We start from the raw sequence: 16762 nt of genomic DNA on the forward strand, positions 1-16762 counted from the left end.
CCTCAGCGCGACCCTCCGGCCGCCTCCGCGCCGCCACCTTCCAGGGCCTGCAGCAACTGCTGCGGGGGCAGGTAACCGCCCAGCTGGGTGCCGTCGGCGGCGAACACCGCCGGCGTGCCGTTGACCCCGACGCGCTGGCCGATGTCGAACTGCATCGCCACCGGGCTGGTGCATCGCTGCTGCTTGACCGGCTGCCCGGCCTTGGCCTCGGACAGCGCGCGCTTGCGGTCGCTGGCGCACCAGACCGATTCCATGTCGACGAAGTCCTTGCTGGCCGGGCCCATGCGCGGGAAGGCCACGTACTCCACCGCGATCCCGAGCCGGTTGTAGTCGGCGATCTGCTGGTGCATCCGCCGGCAATAGCCGCATTCGACATCGGTGAAGACGGTGACGGTGTGCTTGGTGTTCGGCGGCGCGAAAATGATCCGGTCCTGCGCGGGGATGCTGGCAATCAGCTCGCGCCGGTGGGCCATCAGGCCGGGGCTGGCGGCCGGCTTGCGCGCCTGCAGGTCGAACGGCTGCGACTGCATCAGGTAGCGGCCATCGTCGGAGACGTACAGGACCTGGCCGCCGAGGAGCACTTCGCGGAAGCCGGGGAAAGGCGCGGCGCCGACGTACTCGGGGGCCAGGTCGGGCGCGATCGCGCGCAGGGCGTCGCGGGCGCGCGACTCGGGCGTGCCGGTGCCCGCCGCCGCGGTCGCGGCCGGCTTGCCTGCCGGCTTGGCGGCAGGCGCCGTGGCCGTGGACGGGGCCTGCTGGGCACAGGCGCTGAGGCTGATGGCGCCCAGCAGCGCGGCGACGAGGATTCGGGACATTGAAGGGGCCGTCCTGGGGGGATAGATGCGGAATGTTCGCACAGTGGCGACATCGCCCCGTGGCCGAGGGTGCATGCGCCGCCCCGGCGTTCATCCCCGGTCCGGGGTGGCAGAGCGGACCGGCCACGCGGCAGTGCCACGCACTCACGCACTCGACGGGGCGCGCCTGCCATCCATGGCGGGACGGCGTCGGCGCCGGATCGCCCGGCCCGGCTTGCCGGCCCGGCGCAGCGCGCCGGGCGCTCAGCCGGCATGCGAGGCGATGCCTCGCAAACCATGCCGGCCTCGCCCTTGGCCGGGCGTGAGGCAGGCCGCGCGGCAGTGCCGCGCACTCACGCACTCGACGGGGCACGCTTGCCATCCATGGCGGGACGGCGTCGGCGCCGGATAGCCCGGCCCGGCCATACTTGGCCGGGCGTTCGGCAGGCCGCGCGGCAGTGCCGCGCAAGCGGCCTGCCTCACCCCCTCGGGTGGTGGCGGGCGTGGAGGCGCTGCAGGTGCTCGCGCGCCACCAGGGTGTAGATCTGGGTAGTCGACAGGCTGGCATGGCCGAGCAGCAGCTGCAGCGCGCGCAGGTCGGCGCCGCGGTTGAGCAGGTGGGTGGCGAAGCTGTGCCGCACGCCATGCGGGGTGACCTTGCGCGGGTCGATCCCGGCCACGGCCGCGTAGCGCTTCAACCACTGCCAGAAGGCCTGGCGCGTGGGCGCCTGGCGCTGCGCGGCCAGGAACAGCGGCACCTGGCCCTGCGCATCGGCCGGCACCGGCCTGCCGCCGGCCAGCTGCGGGCGGGCCTGGGCAAGGTAGCGTTCGAGCCAGTGCTGGGATTCCTCGCCCAGCGGCACCAGCCGCTCCTTGCCGCCCTTGCCGAGCACCCGGACCACGCCCTGGCGCAGGTTGACGGCGTTCGCCGGCAGGCCGACCAGTTCGCTGACCCGCAGTCCGGCCGCGTACATCAATTCGAGCATGGCGCGATCGCGCAGGCCTTCCGGCGCGTCCACCTGCGGCGCCGCCAGCAGCGCGTCGACCTGGGATTCGGTCAGCGCCTTGCGCAGGGGCCGCGGCAAGCGCGGCGGATCGAGCAATGCGGCCGGATCGTCGCTGCGCCGGCCCGCCCGCACCAGGTAGGCGTAGAACGCGCGCAGGCTGGCCCGCAGCCGCGCGTTGCTGCGGGGCTGATAGCCGGCGGCGTGGCGCCAGGCCATGTAGCGGAACAGGGTCTCGCGGTCGGCGCCCTCGATGCCGCCGCCGGCGCCGTCGCGCCAGCGGGCCAGCTGCTCCAGGTCGCGGCGGTAGGCATCCTGGGTCTGGCGGGCCAGGCCGTGCTCGGCCCAGGCCGCATCGATGAAGCGCCCGATCGCGCGCGCGTCTGCATCGCGCAGCGCCGGCAGGCGGCCCGCCAGGCGGCGACGATCGGCGGCGGTGGCGATGGCGGGGGTGTCGCGCGGCATGGCGCAAGGATAGCCGCCCGGCCCCGGTATCCTGTGCCCCCTATGGACCCTGCACGCCCCTCCCCGACCGCAGCGCCGGCACCGGCGCCGACCACCCGGCCGCGCGCGCTCGTCGGCTGGCGGATGCTGGCGCTGTTCTACGACTTCTGGCCGGTGGCGGCGCTGTGGATGCTGCTCGGGCTGCTGTTCAACCTCGGCTATACGTACCTGGGCCATCACGCGCAGCGCGAGAACATCCCGCCCGGCAGCCTGCCCAGCGTCCTGCTGTTCCTGTCCTGCATGCTGGTCACCGGCCTCTACGCGACGCTGAGCTGGCGCCGCGGCGGCCAGACCCTGGGCATGCGCCCGTGGCGGCTCAAGCTGGTCGCCGCCTCCGGCAACCCGGGCTGGACGGCGCTGTGGCTGCGCTACGCGGTGGGCCTGCTGTCGCTGCTCGCCGGCGGACTCGGCTTCTGGTGGGCGTGGCTCGACCGCGATGGACGGGCCTGGCACGACCGCGCCAGCGGCACGCGGCTGGTGCGGGTGCCGAAAGCGTAGGAGCCGATCCTCATCGGCGACCGGACCCCATCGGCACAGGCGACCCACCATCGGAGCCCGACGCACGGGTCGCCGATGAAGATCGGCTCCTACACAGTCGGGTTGATCCCGGCCAGGGCCGGGATCAACCCGACTTGCGCCGGAACAGCCACCAGGAAACGACCAGCATCAGCACCGGCGGCAGCGTATAGGCGAAGCGGTAGTCGATGCGGGTCGCCCCGGCGAGGCGCCCGAACAGCATCTGCAGCAGCATGAAGGCCAGTGCGAACACGATGCCCAGGAACAGGCGCTTGCCCATGCCGCCGCTGCGCAGGCTGCCGAACGCGAACGGCACGGCCGCCAGGCACAGCGCCAGCACGTTGATCGGGTAGAACCAGCGGCTCCAGTAGATGTCCTGGTACTCGCGCGCGTCCAGGTTGTTGCGGGTGCGGTAGTCGATGCTCGCGCGCAGTTCCGCCGCCGAGAGGTTGCGGGCGCGGGTCACGCCCGCGGCCAGCGCGTTCGGGTCCAGTTCCGAGGACCAGCGCTCCTCGGCCACGCGCTGCTCGGTGGCCGCGCCGGGGGTGAAGCCGAAGCGGATCCGGCGCACGTCGCGCAGGCGCCAGCCGCTGGCATCGTGTTCGGCCACCGCGGCACGGGTCAGCGAGTCCAGGCTGCCATCGTCGGCAAGCTTGTACAGGCGCACGTCGCGCAGCTCCAGCGTCCGCTGCCCGTCGACGACCCGCTCCTGGCCATCGATGGCGTTGAGGAAGGTGTCGCCCTCGCGCGCCCACAACCCCTGGTAGCGGGCGATGGCGACGTTGTTGGTCTTGGCGGCGAGCTTGATCTGGTCGGACTGGCGCTGGCCCCAGGGCGCCAGGGTCTCGCCGTTGACGACCATCAGGGTGGTCAGGATGACCAGCGCGGCGGCCACCGAGGCGCTCAACCGCCGGCGCGACAGGCCCAGCGCGCGCAAAGCGGTCAACTCGGAGGTCGCCGCCAGCTGGCCCAGTCCCATCAGCGAGCCGATCACCGCCGCGTAGGGGAATATCGTGTACGCGCGCCGCGGCACCGTATACGCCACCACCGCTAGCGCGGTCGGGAAATCGAAACTGCCCTTGCCCAGGTCGCCGACCTGGCCGGACAAGGCCATCACCACGTCGAAACCCAGCAGCACCATCCAGGTCAGCAGGACCGTGACCAGGACCACCCGGCCGACGTAGAGGTCGTGCAGGCGCGGTTTGAGGAAGTTCATGCCGCCAGCCTCCTTGCCCCGGGCAGGCGTCCGTCGCGCAGGTACAGCCAGACCGCCAGCGCCAGCAGCGGCAGGGTCAGCCACCACAGGCCCAGGATCGGCGGCAGTTCGCCCTCGGCCAGCATGCGCGTGCCGATGAAGACCAGGTTGACGCTGACCAGGTAGGCGAGGAAGCCGAGCATCAGCCGGCCGTAGCGCTGCTGGCGCGGCGAGCTGCGCGCCAGCGGCAGGGTCAGCAGGGCGAAGGCGAGCGCCAGCAGCGGCGGCGCCAGGCGCGCATGCAGCTCGGCCACCGTCTCCCGGTCGCCCTTGCCCAGCAGCTCGCTGGTCGCCTGCAGCCGCGGGTCGTCGCTGTCGCGCACCTCGGCGCGCTCGGGCAACGCCACTTCGTTGATCGCGTAGCGCATGAGGCGGAAGTCGAGAGCGCCGTCCAGCGGCCCCTCCAGCCGATGTCCGTCGCGCAGCTGCAGGTAGCGCCCGCGCTCGCCTTCGAACTGGAGCTCGCCCTCGCTGGCGGTCATGACGTCGATCCGTCCCTCGCGCTCGCGCTGCAGGAACACGCTCCTCAGGCCGGCGCCGTCCTCGGTCATGCCGTCGATGTAGACGATGCCGCCGCCATTGGGCAGCGAGGTGAAGCGCCCTGGCTCCAGTCCGGCCACGATCAGGCTGCGATTGGCCTGCTCGACCAGCCGCGCGGCGGTGCGCTGGGCCCAGGGACCCAGCCACAGCGAGCACAGCGCCACCGCCAGCACCACCGGCAGGGAGGCCATCAGCAGCGGTCGCAGCAGGCGCCGCGGACCGACCCCGATGGCGTTGATCACCGCCATCTCCGAGTCCCGGTACAGGCGCACCAGCGACAGCATCAGCCCCAGCATCAGCGCCAGTGGCAGCACCAGCGGCAGGTACACCAGCAGCTGCAGCCCCAGCTGGGACAACAGCAGGCGGGCCGGCAGGCCGCCGTCGGCGATCTCGCCGAGCACGTCGACCAGCACGCCTCCCAGGCTCACCGTCAGCAGGACGATCAGGGTCGCCAGGAAGCTCTGGATGAAATCGCCCAGCAGGTATCGGTCGAGCTTCGGCATCAGGCTGGGCAGTCCTATAAAATCCCGGGTTCGCTTGCGGGCGTCGCCGGCCGGGCTGTGAAGCAGCCGCCGGCGGTCGTTCCGCGATTTCGATCCACATTGTAGTTACCTGCCGCCGGAATCTGATCAATGGCCCTGCAATTCACCCTGAACCGCGACGCCGCCCCCGCGGCCGCCTTCGATTGCGTCGTGGTCGGCGCCTTTGCCGACAAGACGCTCACGCCCGCGGGCCAGGCGATCGACGAGGCCAGCGGCGGACGCCTGCGCGCCCTGCTCGAGCGCGGCGACCTCAGCGGGCGCACCGGCCGCAGCCTGGTCCTGCACGACCTGCCGGGCGTGGTCGCGCCGCGCGTGCTGGTGGTCGGGCTGGGCGAAGCGGCCAAGTTCGGCGTGCCGCAGTACCTCAAGGCGGTGGCCGACGCGGTCCGCGCGCTCAAGACCGGACCGGTCGGCAAGGCGCTGTTCACCGTCAGCGAGCTGGCCGTCGCCGGCCGCGATGCCGCCTGGGCGATCCGGCAGGCGGCCATCGCCGCCGACCACGCCGCCTACCGCTACACCGCCACGCTGGGCAAGAAGAAGGACGAGCCCGGCCTGCGCGAGCTCGCCATCCACGGTGACGACGCCACCGCCCTGGCCCAGGGCGAGGCGATCGCCGCCGGCGTGGCCTTCACCCGCGAGCTGGGCAACCTGCCGCCGAACATCTGCACCCCGGCCTACCTGGCGGCGCAGGCGCGGGAGTTCGCCGCCGCCCACGACGGCGCCGAGGCGGAGATCCTGGACGAGCAGCAGATGGAGGCCCTGGGCATGGGCTCGCTGCTGGCCGTGGCCCGCGGCTCGGTGAACCGCCCGCACCTGGTGGTGCTGAAGTGGTCGGGCGGCGGCGATGCCAAGCCGTACGTGCTGGTCGGCAAGGGCATCACCTTCGACACCGGCGGCGTCAACCTCAAGACCCAGGGCGGCATCGAGGAGATGAAGTACGACATGCTCGGCGCCGGCAGCGTGCTGGGCACCTTCGTGGCCGCGGTGAAGATGAAGCTGCCGCTGAACCTGGTGGTGCTCGCCCCGGCGGTCGAGAACGCGATCGACGGCAACAGCTACCGCCCGTCCGACGTGATCACCTCCATGTCCGGCAAGACCATCGAGGTGGGCAACACCGACGCCGAGGGCCGCCTGATCCTGTGCGACGCGCTGACCTACGCGCAGCGCTTCGAGCCGGCCGCGCTGGTCGACGTGGCCACCCTGACCGGCGCGTGCATGGTCGCGCTGGGCAAGTTCGCCTCCGGCCTGATGAGCAAGCACGACGACCTGGCCGGCGAGCTGCTGGCGGCCGGCGAGACCGTGTTCGACCGCGCCTGGCGCCTGCCGCTGTGGGACGAGTACCAGACCCTGCTGGAGTCCAGCTTCGCCGACGTCTACAACATCGGCGGCCGCTGGGGCGGCGCGATCACCGCCGGCTGCTTCCTGGCGCGCTTCGCCGAAGGCCAGCGCTGGGCGCACCTGGACATCGCCGGCTCGGCCAGCGACGAAGGCAAGCGCGGCATGGCCACCGGCCGCCCGGTCGGCCTGCTGAGCCAGTGGCTGCTCGATCGCGTGGCGGAAGGACGCGCCGCGTAAGCGGCCCGCCATGCCCCGCGCCGACTTCTACCTGATCGCCAAGCCCCGTTTCGCGGAGCAGCCGCTGTTGCTGGTCTGCGAACTGGCCCGGCGCGCCTGCGACAGCAACCAGTTCACCGTGGTCCTGGCGCGCGACGCGGCGCAGGCCGATGAGCTGGACGACCTGCTGTGGGCGTTCGATCCGGACGCCTACGTCCCGCACCAGATCGCCGGCGACGAGGAAGACGAACTGGCGCCGGTGCTGATCGTGCCGCCGGGCACCGAGGCGCCGTCCCGCCCGCTGGCCATCAACCTGCGCGACGACGCCTGGACCGCGCCGTGCGAGCGCGTGCTGGAAGTGGTGCCGGCCGACCCGGCCGCGCGCGGCCCGCTGCGCGAGCGCTGGAAGCAGTACCAGGCGCTGGGCTACGACCTCAACAAGCACGATATGTAGGCAGGGGTCAGTGTGGGTTTTCGTCCCGACGATCGTCCCGCCTGCCACTGCCGCTGCACGAAAACCCACTCTGACCCCATCCCCGTCCCCATGACCACCCTGCCCTCCGGCTACGAACCCAAGTCCTTCGAATCGCGCCTGTATGCCGAGTGGGAGGCCAGCGGCTGCTTCCAGCCCAGCGGCCAGGGCGAGCCGTACTCGATCCTGCTGCCGCCGCCCAACGTCACCGGCACGCTGCACATGGGCCACGCCTTCCAGCACACGCTGATGGACGCGCTGGTGCGCTACCACCGCATGCGCGGCTTCGACGTGCTGTGGCAGATGGGCACCGACCATGCCGGCATCGCCACCGAGATGGTGGTCAGCCGCAACCTGGCGCTGGAAGGCAAGGGCGAAACCCGCGATTCGCTGGGCCGCGACGGCTTCGTCGCCAAGGTGTGGGAGTGGAAGGGCCAGTCCGGCGACATCATCGAGCGGCAGATGCGCCGCCTCGGCGCGTCGGGCGACTGGTCCCGCAGCACCTTCACCATGGACCCGCAGCCGTCGGCGGCGGTGGTGGAGGCGTTCGTGCGCTGGCACGAGCAGGGCCTGATCTATCGTGGTCAAAGGCTGGTCAACTGGGACCCGGTGCTGAAGACCGCGATCTCCGACCTGGAAGTGGAGAACGTGGAGGAAGACGGCTTCCTCTGGTCGATCCGCTACCCGCTGGCCGACGGCGTGACCTACGAGCACGTGGAAGTCGACGCCGACGGCAACGAGACCCTGCGCGAGGTCCGCGACTACCTGGTGGTCGCCACGACCCGCCCGGAGACCATGCTTGGCGATACCGCGGCGATGGTGCATCCGGGGGATCCGCGCTACACCGCGCTCATCGGCAAGGAGGTCCAGCTGCCGCTGGCCGGCCGCCGCATCCCGGTGATCGCCGACGACTACGTCGACCGCGCGTTCGGCACCGGCGTGGTCAAGGTGACCCCGGCGCACGACTTCAACGACTACCAGGTCGGCCAGCGCCACGGCCTGCCGATGATCAACCTGTTCACCCCGGTGGCCGCGCTCAACGACAACGCTCCGGAGAAGTACCGCGGCCTGGACCGCTACGACGCGCGCAAGGCGGTGCTCGCCGACCTCGAAGAGCTGGGTCTGCTGGTCGAGACCAAGCCGCACAAGCTGCAGGTGCCGCGCGGCGACCGCACCGGCCAGGTGATCGAGCCGTACCTGACCGACCAGTGGTTCGTGAAGATGGACGCGCTGGCGCAGCGCGGCCTGGAGCTGGTCGAGCGCGGGGACGTCCAGTTCGTCCCGCCGAACTGGATCAACACCTACCGCCACTGGATGGAGAACATCCAGGACTGGTGCATCAGCCGCCAGCTGTGGTGGGGCCATCGGATTCCGGCGTGGTTCGACCAGGATGGTCACTGCTACGTGGCGCGGAACGAGGAAGAGGCCTACGCGCAGGCCGTTGCACGTAGAGCGGGGCTTGCCCCGCTTGGCGACAAGGACACGGGCAGCGGGGCGAGCCCCGCTCTACGACGGGACGAGGACGTCCTTGAAACCTGGTTCTCCTCGCAGCTGTGGCCGTTCTCGACCCTGGGCTGGCCCGACACGCAGGCGATGGCGCAGCGCGGCTTCGACCGCTACCTGCCGTCGTCGGTGCTGGTCACCGGCTTCGACATCATCTTCTTCTGGGTGGCGCGCATGATCATGGCCACCGACAGCTTCACCGGCAAGGTGCCGTTCCGCGACGTCTACATCACCGGCCTGATCCGCGACGCGCAAGGGCAGAAGATGTCCAAGTCCAAGGGCAATGTCCTCGACCCACTGGACATCATCGACGGCATCGCCCTGGAGGACCTGGTGGCCAAGCGCACCAGCGGGCTGATGCAGCCCAAGCTGGCCGAAAAGATCGAGCGCGCCACCCGCAAGGAGTTCCCGGACGGCATCATCGCCCACGGCGCCGACGCGCTGCGCTTCACCATCGCCGCGCTGGCCGGGCATGGCCGGGACATCAAGTTCGACCTCGGCCGCGCCGAGGGTTACAAGAACTTCTGCAACAAGTTGTGGAATGCCAGCCGCTTCGTGCTGATGAACACCGAGGGCGCCAGCTTCTCCGGCGTGCCGCAGCCGCAGACCGATGCGGAGAGGTGGATCCTCGCCCGCCTGGCCGCGGTGACGGCGCAGGCCCAGGCGCAGTTCGCCGCCTACCGCTTCGACCTGCTGGCGCAGGCCCTGTACGAGTTCGCCTGGAACGAGTTCTGCGACTGGTTCGTGGAGCTGGCCAAGCCGGCGCTCAATGGCGAGGATCCCGGCGCCGCCGCCAGCACCCGCCACACCCTGCTGTACGTGCTCGAATCCCTGCTGCGCCTGCTGCACCCGCTGGTGCCCTTCGTGACCGAGGAACTGTGGCGCCAGGTCGCCCCGCGCGTAGGCGTCGCCGGCGATTCGATCTCGCTGCGGCCGTACCCGCTGCCCACCGACTTCGCCGGCCAGGACTACGCCTCCGCCGAGGCGGACATCGAGTGGTTCAAGTCGATGGTTTCGGCCCTGCGCCGCGTGCGCAGCGAGCTGGGCGTCTCGCCCGGCAGGCAGGTCCGCCTGCTGCTGCAGGGTGGCGGCGGCAACGACCGTACGCGCGTCGGGCGCTTCGACTCGCAGCTGCGCTTCCTGCTGCGGCTGGAATCGGTGGCGTGGCTCGATGCGGGCGCGCCCGCGCCGGCCGCCGCCGCGGCCATCGTCGGCGAGCTCAAGCTGCTGGTGCCGCTGGAAGGCCTGGTCGACCTGGACGCCGAACGCGCGCGCCTGGACAAGGAGATCGCGCGCGTGGCGGCCGAGAAGGACAAGAGCGAGGCCAAGCTGGCCAGGTTCACCGACAAGGTGCCGGGCGCGGTGGTCGAGCAGGAGCGCCAGCGCCTGGTCGACTGGAGTTCGCAGCTGGAAGGCCTGCGGGAGCAGCGCGCGCGGCTCTGAGCGCGCGCGCCACCGCCGGTGTCCGCACCGCGTCGCCTCGCTTTCGTAGAGCGGGGCTTGCCCCGCTGCTCTGGATACGTCGGCGCAAGAGCAGCGGGGCGAGCCCCGCTCTACGCGGACGCCAGGAAGCCAAGCCTGGGCAAGCCACCGCTCACAGCGGCGGCATCTTCTCCACGTCGCCGGCGACCAGTTCCATCGCCATCACGATCGCGTCCTCGCGGCCCTGCACCGCAGGGTAGTAGCGCGGGCGCCGGCCGATCTCGTTGAAGCCCTCGCTGTGGTACAGGGCGATGGCCTGCGGGTTGGACGGCCGGACTTCCAGGAAGATCCGCTGCGCACCCCGGTCGCGCGCGGTGCGCAGCAACGCACGCAGTAGGTGCCGGCCGAGTCCGCGCGACTGCCGTTCCGGCGCGGTGCACAGGTTGAGCAGGTGCGCCTCGTCGGCGGCGATGCTCATCACGCCATAGCCGGCCGGCCGGTCGTCCTCCAGGGCCAGCAGCGCCGGATAGCCGGCCGCCAGGCAGTCGCGGAAGATGCCACGGGTCCAGGGAAACGGATAGGCGCGCTTCTCGATCGCCATCACCGCATCGAGGTCGCCTTCGCGCAGCGCGCGCAGCCGCCAGGCGGGGGCCAGTTCGCGGTACGCAGCCACGCTCACGGCCGCCTCCGCAAGGCGCGCAGCTGCGGCCAGAACGCGCGCTTGGCCGCGCCGTCGCCGCGCAACCGGTCCACCGGCCACTGCGCCATCGTCTCCTGCGCCGCCGGATCGGACGGGTCCAGCCCGGAGGCGCGCAGCAGGGCCAGCTGCAGGCGGTCGGGCAGCCGCTGCGGGCGGCGCATCGCGCCGCGCGCGGCGGCCGCATCCGGCCTGGCGGTATCCGTCGCTGGCGGTGGCGGGCGGCGCACCGGCGTCGACGGTGGCGAGGCGGTCGAAGGGCGCTCCGGCACGGGCGCCGTTCGCGCCGCCGCCACGATGCCTGGCCGCTGGTCCACGGCGGCTGCTGCCGCATCGCTCTCCGGCGGGGCGTCGACCGCGTCCCCGCCCACGCGCAGCACGGCGTGACCCAGCGCCTGCAGCCAGCGTCGCTGCTGCGGACTCCAGGGCGAGGCGCCGGGGTTCATGCCTTGGCCGCCGGCCGCCTCGCGCGCAGCCACAGCGCCATCAATGGCCCGGACAGCGCGTACAGCACCCCCACCGCAAGCAGCACCCGCGGCAGGTCGATCACCAGCACCGCGATCGCCACCGGCACCACCAGCAGCACCGCGAACGGCACGCGGTCCGCGCGCGGACCGCCCTCGCCACTGCCCTTGAAGCTCCAGTAGCGGATCTGGCTGACCATCAGCAGCGCCGCCGCCAGGGTCACGCCGAGGGCGACATAGCGGAGCTCCTCGCCGCTCCAGCCCAGCTCGCCGTCGGCGAAGGCCCAGACGAAGGACATCATCAGGCCCGCCGCCGCCGGGCTGGCCAGGCCGACGAACCAGCGCTTGTCGACCACCCCGACCTGGGTATTGAAGCGGGCCAGGCGCAAGGCCGCGCACGCCGCGTACAGGAAGGCGACCGCCCAACCGACCCGGCCCAGGGTGCCACCGTCGAACTTCAGCGCCGACAGCGACCAGTGGTACATGACCAGCGCCGGCGCCAGGCCGAAGCTGACCAGGTCGGCCAGCGAGTCGTACTGGACGCCGAAGGCGCTGCTGGTCCCGGTCAGCCGGGCCACCCGGCCGTCGATGCCGTCCATGATCCCGGCCACGAACACGGCGATGGCCGCCGCCGTGAACTGGCTGTTGGCCGCGGCGATGATCGCGTAGAAGCCCGCGAACAGGCCGCAGGTGGTGAACAGGTTGGGCAGCAGGTAGATGCCGCGCGAGCGCGCGGGCGGGTGTTGGGGGTCCATGGCGCCAGTGTACGGGGCGCCCGGCCGACAGAGAAACGTGACCTGGCGACTTGCCAGCCCCGCGGCCGGGTGCTGGAATCGGGCCTCCGCCCACCGCCGCCCCGCTGGAGACCCGCCGATGCGCTTCCCGACCCGGTCCTGCCTGCTGCTCCTGGCCGCCGGCCTCTGCGCCAGCGCCACCGTCGCGGCGACCAACGTCTACCAGTGGAAGGACGCCCAGGGCGTCACCCATTCCTCCGACAAGCCGCCGCCGGGCCAGAAGTACGACACCCGCCGGATCGACGCCAGTGCGCAGACGGTGGAAACCGCGGCGCCTGCGGCTGCGGCGCCCTCGCCGCAGTGCACGACGGCCCAGCAGAACCTGGCGCTGCTGTCGCGCGATGTGGCCGTCCAGCAGGACACCGATGGCGACGGCAAGCCGGACAAGACCCTGGGTGCGGACGAACGCGCGGCGCAGAAGAACCTGGCCGAGGCCGCGGTGAAGGCCTACTGCCCGCCCGCCGGCTGAGCCATGCGCGCCACCTGGGCGATCCTGGCCGGTCTCGCCCTCGGTGGCGGGCTGGCCTGGTGGCTGGCCCGCGACCAGGCGCCGCAGCGCTCGCCCGAAGCGCGCCTGCGCGCGGAACAGGCCGCCGCGGCCAACGCGGAGGATGCCCAGCGGCCCCTGTACCGCTGGCGCGACGACGCCGGCAACCTCCAGATCACCGAGAGCCCACCCAAGGGGCGCCGGTACGAGCGCATCGCCCGCGAGCCGGAACCGGGCATCCGGGTCCGCAACACCCCCTGACGCGCGCCCCAGGGCGGTCCCCGCCCCTTGCTGGCAGAATGTCCGGCTCCCCGCCTCCCTGACATCCCCACGATGCGCCTGTCCCGCTTCCACCTGCACACCACCAAGGAAACCCCGGCCGACGCCGAACTGGCCAGCCACCGGCTGATGCTGCGCGCCGGCATGATCCGCAAGCTCGCCGCCGGCCTGTACACGTGGTCGCCGCTGGGCCTGCGCGTGCTGCGCAAGGTCGAGGCGGTGGTGCGCGAGGAGATGGACCGCGCTGGCGCCATCGAACTGCAGCTGCCGACCATCCAGCCGAAGGAGCTGTGGGAGGAAACCGGGCGCTGGGAGAAGTTCGGCGGCCAGCTGCTGAAGATCCGCGACCGCAAGGAGGCCGAGTACTGCTACAGCCCCACCGCCGAGGAAGCGGTCACCGACTTCGCGCGGCAGGAACTGGGGAGCTACAAGCAGCTGCCGGTGAACTTCTACCAGATCCACACCAAGTTCCGCGACGAGATCCGCCCGCGCTTCGGGGTGATGCGCGCGCGCGAGTTCCTGATGAAGGACGCCTACTCGTTCCACGTCTCCGACGCCGACCTCGCGCGCGAGTACGAGAACATGAAGGCGGCCTACACCCGGGTGTTCACCCGCCTGGGGCTGCGCTTCCGCGCGGTGCAGGCCGATTCGGGCGCCATCGGCGGCGACGCCTCGCAGGAGTTCCACGTGCTGGCCGATTCGGGCGAGGACGCGCTGGCCTTCTCCACCGGTTCGGACTACGCGGCCAATGTCGAGGCCGCGCAGGCCGCCGAGCCGCCGCCGCGCCCGGCCGCGGCCGAGGCGCTGCGCAAGGTCGACACGCCCACCCAGAAGACCTGCGAGGACGTGGCTGCGCTGATGGGCATCGCGCTGCAGCGCACGGTCAAGTCGGTGGCGGTGATGGGCACCGGCGGTTTCGTGCTGGCGCTGGTGCGCGGCGACCACACGGTCAACGAGATCAAGCTGGGCAAGGTCGCCGGCCTGGCCGACTACCGTCCGGCCACCGAGGCGGAGATCGCCCAGCACCTGGGCAGCGAGCCGGGTTTCCTCGGACCGGTCGGCCCGAAGGCGCCGATCAAGGTGGTCGCCGACCGCGAGGTGGCGGCCATGGCCGATTTCGTCGTCGGCGCGAACGAGCGCGGCTTCCACCTCGCCGGCGTCAACTGGGGCCGCGACCTGCCCGAGCCGGACCTGGTCGCCGACATCCGCAACGTGGTGGAAGGCGACCGCGCCGCGGACGGCGGCGAAATCCGCCTGGCGCGCGGCATCGAGGTCGGCCACGTGTTCCAGCTCGGCCGCAAGTATTCCGAGGCGATGGGCTTCACCGTGCTCGACGAGACCGGCAAGGCCGCCGTGCCGGCGATGGGCTGCTATGGCATCGGCGTGTCGCGGATCGTGGCGGCGGCGATCGAACAGAACCACGACGAGGCCGGCATCGTCTGGCCGGTGCCGATGGCGCCGTGGGCGGTGGCGGTGTGCGTGATCAACCCGAAGAAGGACGCGGCGGTGGATGCGGCGGCCGAAGCGCTGCTGGCCGACCTGCAGGCCGCGGGCCTGGATGCGGTGCTCGACGACCGCGGCCTGCGCCCGGGCGCGATGTTCGCCGACATTGAACTGATCGGCATTCCGCACCGGGTGGTGGTTTCCGAGCGCGGACTGGCCGCAGGCACGTTCGAATACCGCGCACGCACCGCGACCGAGGCCGAATCCCTCGACCGCGCGCAGCTGCTGGAGAAACTGCGCGGCTGAGGGCCTGGATCGCGCAGGTCGCAGCCGCGGCCCGGCCGTCGCAAGGCGGCCGGGCCGCTTGTTTTCACATCGCTTCGATTGGCGGAGTTAATGCCCGTGGATTATCCTGCGGCTCACGCGTGTCCACGGACGGACATATTCCCCCGCCATGGAAACCGGAGATTTCGATGTCGATCGACCTCAGCACCCTCTCGCCGCGCGAACTCGGCAACCTGATCACCACCGCGAAGAAGCGCCAGGCGCAGCTGTCCAAGCGTGCCCCGCTGGCGCAGGTGCGCAGCAAGCTCACCCGCCTGGCCAAGGCCGAGGGCTACACCATCGAGGAACTGTTCGGCACCGCCAGCGCCGCCAGGTCGGGGTCCGGCAGCGGCAAGTCCGCGCCGCGCGCCGGGCGCAGGCTCGGCAAGGTCGCGCCGAAGTACCGCAATCCGGAGAACCCGAAGGAAACCTGGACCGGTCGCGGCAAGCAGCCGCGCTGGCTGGCCGCCTATACCGCCAAGGGTCGCGACCTGGGCGAATTCCTGATCCCGGGCACCGCGAAGCTGACGCCCAAGCCGCAGGCCGCGGGCAAGAAGCGCGTGGTCAAGAAAGCGAAGAAGTAAGCCGCCCGGATCGGGGCCGCCAACGGAACGCCGGCACAATGCCGGCGTGTTCTTTTGGCAGTTTCCGTGGGATCCGGAGACCGGACATACGTCCGTGGAAAAGCGCCCGCGGCGCGAGCGCGCCGGCACAGGCGAGGTCTTCGTGATCTGACGCCCGTGACGCCCATGAAAGGGCTTTACAGAAGAGCAGCGCCGCGGCGTTGTAGGAGCCGATTCATCGGCGACCCGACACCGTCGGCACAGGCGATGACCTCGCAGTCCTGGCGCCCATGTCGCCGATGAATCGGCTCCTACAGGTTCTTGCGGGCGGGGATCAGCAGGTTGCCGAACAGCAGGCCGGCCACCAGCGCCATCACGATGTTCATGACAAGCAGCAGCGCGCTCTGGCCCGCGTCCACGTCCTGCTGCTGGACGAGGGTCAGCAGGCCGCGCAGGCTCGCGCTGCCCGGTACCAGCATGATGATGCCCGGCAGGCGGATCAGTGCGCCGGGCCGCTGCACCCAGCGGCCGAAGGCGTTGCCCGCCGCGGTGAGTACCAGCGCCGAGAGGAAGATGCCCGCGGGCGAACCCCAGGCCTGGCCGGCGAAGCGGGCGATGAGGTAGCCGGCGATGGCCGCCCCCATCACCCAGGGATAGTCGCGGCGACTGGCCTTGAACAGCACCGCGAAGGCGAAGGCGGCCAGCACCATCGCCGACCATTCCACCCATTCCGGCTGCGGGCGGGCGGCACGCACCTGGGGCTCCAGTCCCATGATGCCCAGGATCTCGATGGCGATGATCGCGCCCACCGTGAGCTTCATCACCGTGGTAAGCGCGCCGGCGAAACGGACGGTGCCCGAGACCCAGTGCTGGCTGCTGAGCTCGTTCATCGCGTTGGTGATCGCCATGCCGGGGAGCAGCACCACCAGCGAGGCGATCACCACCGTGTTGAGGTTGAGCGGACCGACCAGCGCGGCCACCAGGCTGATCACCGCACCGGCGATCAGCGCCGCCAGCGCGTCGGAAGCCTCCTTCATCGCCGGGCGCGGGCTGGTGTACTGGTCGAGCAGCCCGATCAGCAGCCCGGTGGCCGCCGCGGTCGCGATGTCCAGCCACGGCAGCCGCCACAAGCCCGCCACCGCGGCCGCGGCGAGTCCGAACGCCAGGACCTGCATCACCCGCGCGCGCCGGGTGGGCGCGCGGTCCAGCGTGCGCAGCGCGGTATGGCCCTGGGCGATGCTCATCTGGCCGTTGGCCACCGCTTCGGCGATCCGGTCGGCCTCGCCCAGCTTGTGCAGGTCGTTCTCGCCAGGTGCCAGCCGGATCACCCGGGTGGTGTCGCTGCTGCCGAGCGGCTTGCCGGGGTCGTTGAAGCTCAGGATGAGGCCGGTGGGGTTCGACCAGGCCTCGCACTCCAGGTCGAGCCGCTGCGACAGCGCGGTCACGGCCGCCTCCAGCCGCTGCGCGGTCGTCCCGTACCGGTGCAGGCGCGCGGCCATCTCCGACACGAAGGCGATGCGCTGCGCGTAGCTGGCGGAGGGGCGGGTGGCGGCATCCATCTTCCTAGTATCGCCCGAGATGCGACCGCGACAACGGCACCGCGCG

16 protein-coding genes are annotated in these 16762 nt (G+C 71.5%); 8 read left to right on the top strand and 8 right to left on the bottom strand.

Annotated elements, in window-relative coordinates:
- Window positions 1-2: 2 nt before the first annotated feature.
- A complete protein-coding gene (locus CSC66_RS04680) occupies window positions 3-815 on the bottom strand; it encodes a DsbC family protein (protein ID WP_162376233.1) in 813 nt (270 codons plus the stop codon).
- A 458-nt stretch (window positions 816-1273) separates the two neighbouring features.
- A complete protein-coding gene (gene xerD, locus CSC66_RS04685) occupies window positions 1274-2263 on the bottom strand; it encodes a site-specific tyrosine recombinase XerD (protein WP_162376234.1) in 990 nt (329 codons plus the stop codon).
- Window positions 2264-2305: 42 nt separating this feature from the next.
- Here xerD and CSC66_RS04690 point away from each other — a divergent pair, with 42 nt between their 5' ends.
- Complete coding sequence (locus CSC66_RS04690; RefSeq protein ID WP_162376235.1) at window positions 2306-2800, top strand: RDD family protein; 495 nt, start codon at window positions 2306-2308, stop codon at window positions 2798-2800.
- A 124-nt stretch (window positions 2801-2924) separates the two neighbouring features.
- On the opposite strand, the gene lptG is transcribed toward CSC66_RS04690, so the two are convergent.
- Together lptG and lptF are read right to left on the bottom strand one after the other, a co-directional pair.
- Window positions 2925-4034, bottom strand: coding sequence for an LPS export ABC transporter permease LptG (lptG, locus tag CSC66_RS04695; RefSeq protein ID WP_162376236.1), 1110 nt, complete (start codon window positions 4032-4034; stop codon window positions 2925-2927).
- On the bottom strand, window positions 4031-5116 hold the full coding sequence (gene lptF / locus CSC66_RS04700) for an LPS export ABC transporter permease LptF (RefSeq protein WP_162376237.1): 1086 nt from the start codon (window positions 5114-5116) through the stop codon (window positions 4031-4033). Before lptF ends, lptG begins: the two co-directional genes overlap by 4 nt.
- A 129-nt stretch (window positions 5117-5245) precedes the next feature.
- Between lptF and CSC66_RS04705 the strand changes: the two genes are divergently transcribed.
- The 3 genes from CSC66_RS04705 to CSC66_RS04715 all read left to right on the top strand — a co-directional run bounded on the left by CSC66_RS04705 (window position 5246) and on the right by CSC66_RS04715 (window position 10127).
- Window positions 5246-6730: a leucyl aminopeptidase gene (locus CSC66_RS04705; RefSeq protein ID WP_162376238.1), complete on the top strand. Its 1485-nt coding sequence runs from the start codon at window positions 5246-5248 to the stop codon at window positions 6728-6730.
- 10 nt (window positions 6731-6740) lie between these two features.
- Window positions 6741-7163: a DNA polymerase III subunit chi gene (locus CSC66_RS04710; RefSeq protein WP_162376239.1), complete on the top strand. Its 423-nt coding sequence runs from the start codon at window positions 6741-6743 to the stop codon at window positions 7161-7163.
- A 90-nt stretch (window positions 7164-7253) separates the two neighbouring features.
- Entirely contained in the window at window positions 7254-10127 is a 2874-nt protein-coding gene (locus tag CSC66_RS04715) for a valine--tRNA ligase (RefSeq protein ID WP_162376240.1), read from the top strand.
- Window positions 10128-10278: 151 nt separating this feature from the next.
- Here the strand turns inward: CSC66_RS04715 and rimI are convergent, their stop codons facing one another.
- The 3 genes from rimI to pssA are packed head-to-tail and all read right to left on the bottom strand — an operon-like array spanning window position 10279 to window position 12022.
- A complete protein-coding gene (gene rimI / locus CSC66_RS04720; RefSeq protein WP_374318894.1) occupies window positions 10279-10785 on the bottom strand; it encodes a ribosomal protein S18-alanine N-acetyltransferase in 507 nt (168 codons plus the stop codon).
- Window positions 10782-11249, bottom strand: a complete 468-nt coding sequence (locus CSC66_RS04725; protein WP_162376241.1) for a hypothetical protein — start codon at window positions 11247-11249, stop codon at window positions 10782-10784. The genes rimI and CSC66_RS04725 overlap by 4 nt, the downstream gene beginning before the upstream one ends.
- A complete protein-coding gene (pssA, locus tag CSC66_RS04730) occupies window positions 11246-12022 on the bottom strand; it encodes a CDP-diacylglycerol--serine O-phosphatidyltransferase (RefSeq protein WP_162376242.1) in 777 nt (258 codons plus the stop codon). The genes CSC66_RS04725 and pssA overlap by 4 nt, the downstream gene beginning before the upstream one ends.
- Before the next feature lie 118 nt (window positions 12023-12140).
- Here pssA and CSC66_RS04735 point away from each other — a divergent pair, with 118 nt between their 5' ends.
- The 4 genes from CSC66_RS04735 (at window position 12141) to CSC66_RS04750 (ending at window position 15178) form a co-directional block, all read left to right on the top strand.
- Window positions 12141-12530 carry a DUF4124 domain-containing protein gene (locus CSC66_RS04735; protein ID WP_374318899.1) on the top strand — a complete coding sequence of 130 codons (390 nt, stop codon included), beginning with the start codon at window positions 12141-12143 and terminating at the stop codon, window positions 12528-12530.
- A gap of 3 nt (window positions 12531-12533) precedes the next feature.
- Window positions 12534-12809, top strand: coding sequence for a DUF4124 domain-containing protein (locus CSC66_RS04740; protein ID WP_162376243.1), 276 nt, complete (start codon window positions 12534-12536; stop codon window positions 12807-12809).
- A 72-nt stretch (window positions 12810-12881) separates the two neighbouring features.
- Entirely contained in the window at window positions 12882-14576 is a 1695-nt protein-coding gene (locus CSC66_RS04745; RefSeq protein ID WP_162376244.1) for a proline--tRNA ligase, read from the top strand.
- 167 nt (window positions 14577-14743) lie between these two features.
- The gene (locus CSC66_RS04750; protein WP_162376245.1) at window positions 14744-15178 is read left to right on the top strand and encodes an H-NS histone family protein; all 435 of its coding nucleotides are present in this window, start codon (window positions 14744-14746) and stop codon (window positions 15176-15178) included.
- A 290-nt stretch (window positions 15179-15468) separates the two neighbouring features.
- On the opposite strand, the gene CSC66_RS04755 is transcribed toward CSC66_RS04750, so the two are convergent.
- On the bottom strand, window positions 15469-16716 hold the full coding sequence (locus CSC66_RS04755) for a threonine/serine exporter family protein (RefSeq protein WP_162376246.1): 1248 nt from the start codon (window positions 16714-16716) through the stop codon (window positions 15469-15471).
- Window positions 16717-16762 lie beyond the last annotated feature (46 nt).

It is taken from the genome of Pseudoxanthomonas kaohsiungensis (genome assembly GCF_010211765.1).
Lineage (GTDB): Bacteria > Pseudomonadota > Gammaproteobacteria > Xanthomonadales > Xanthomonadaceae > Pseudoxanthomonas > Pseudoxanthomonas kaohsiungensis.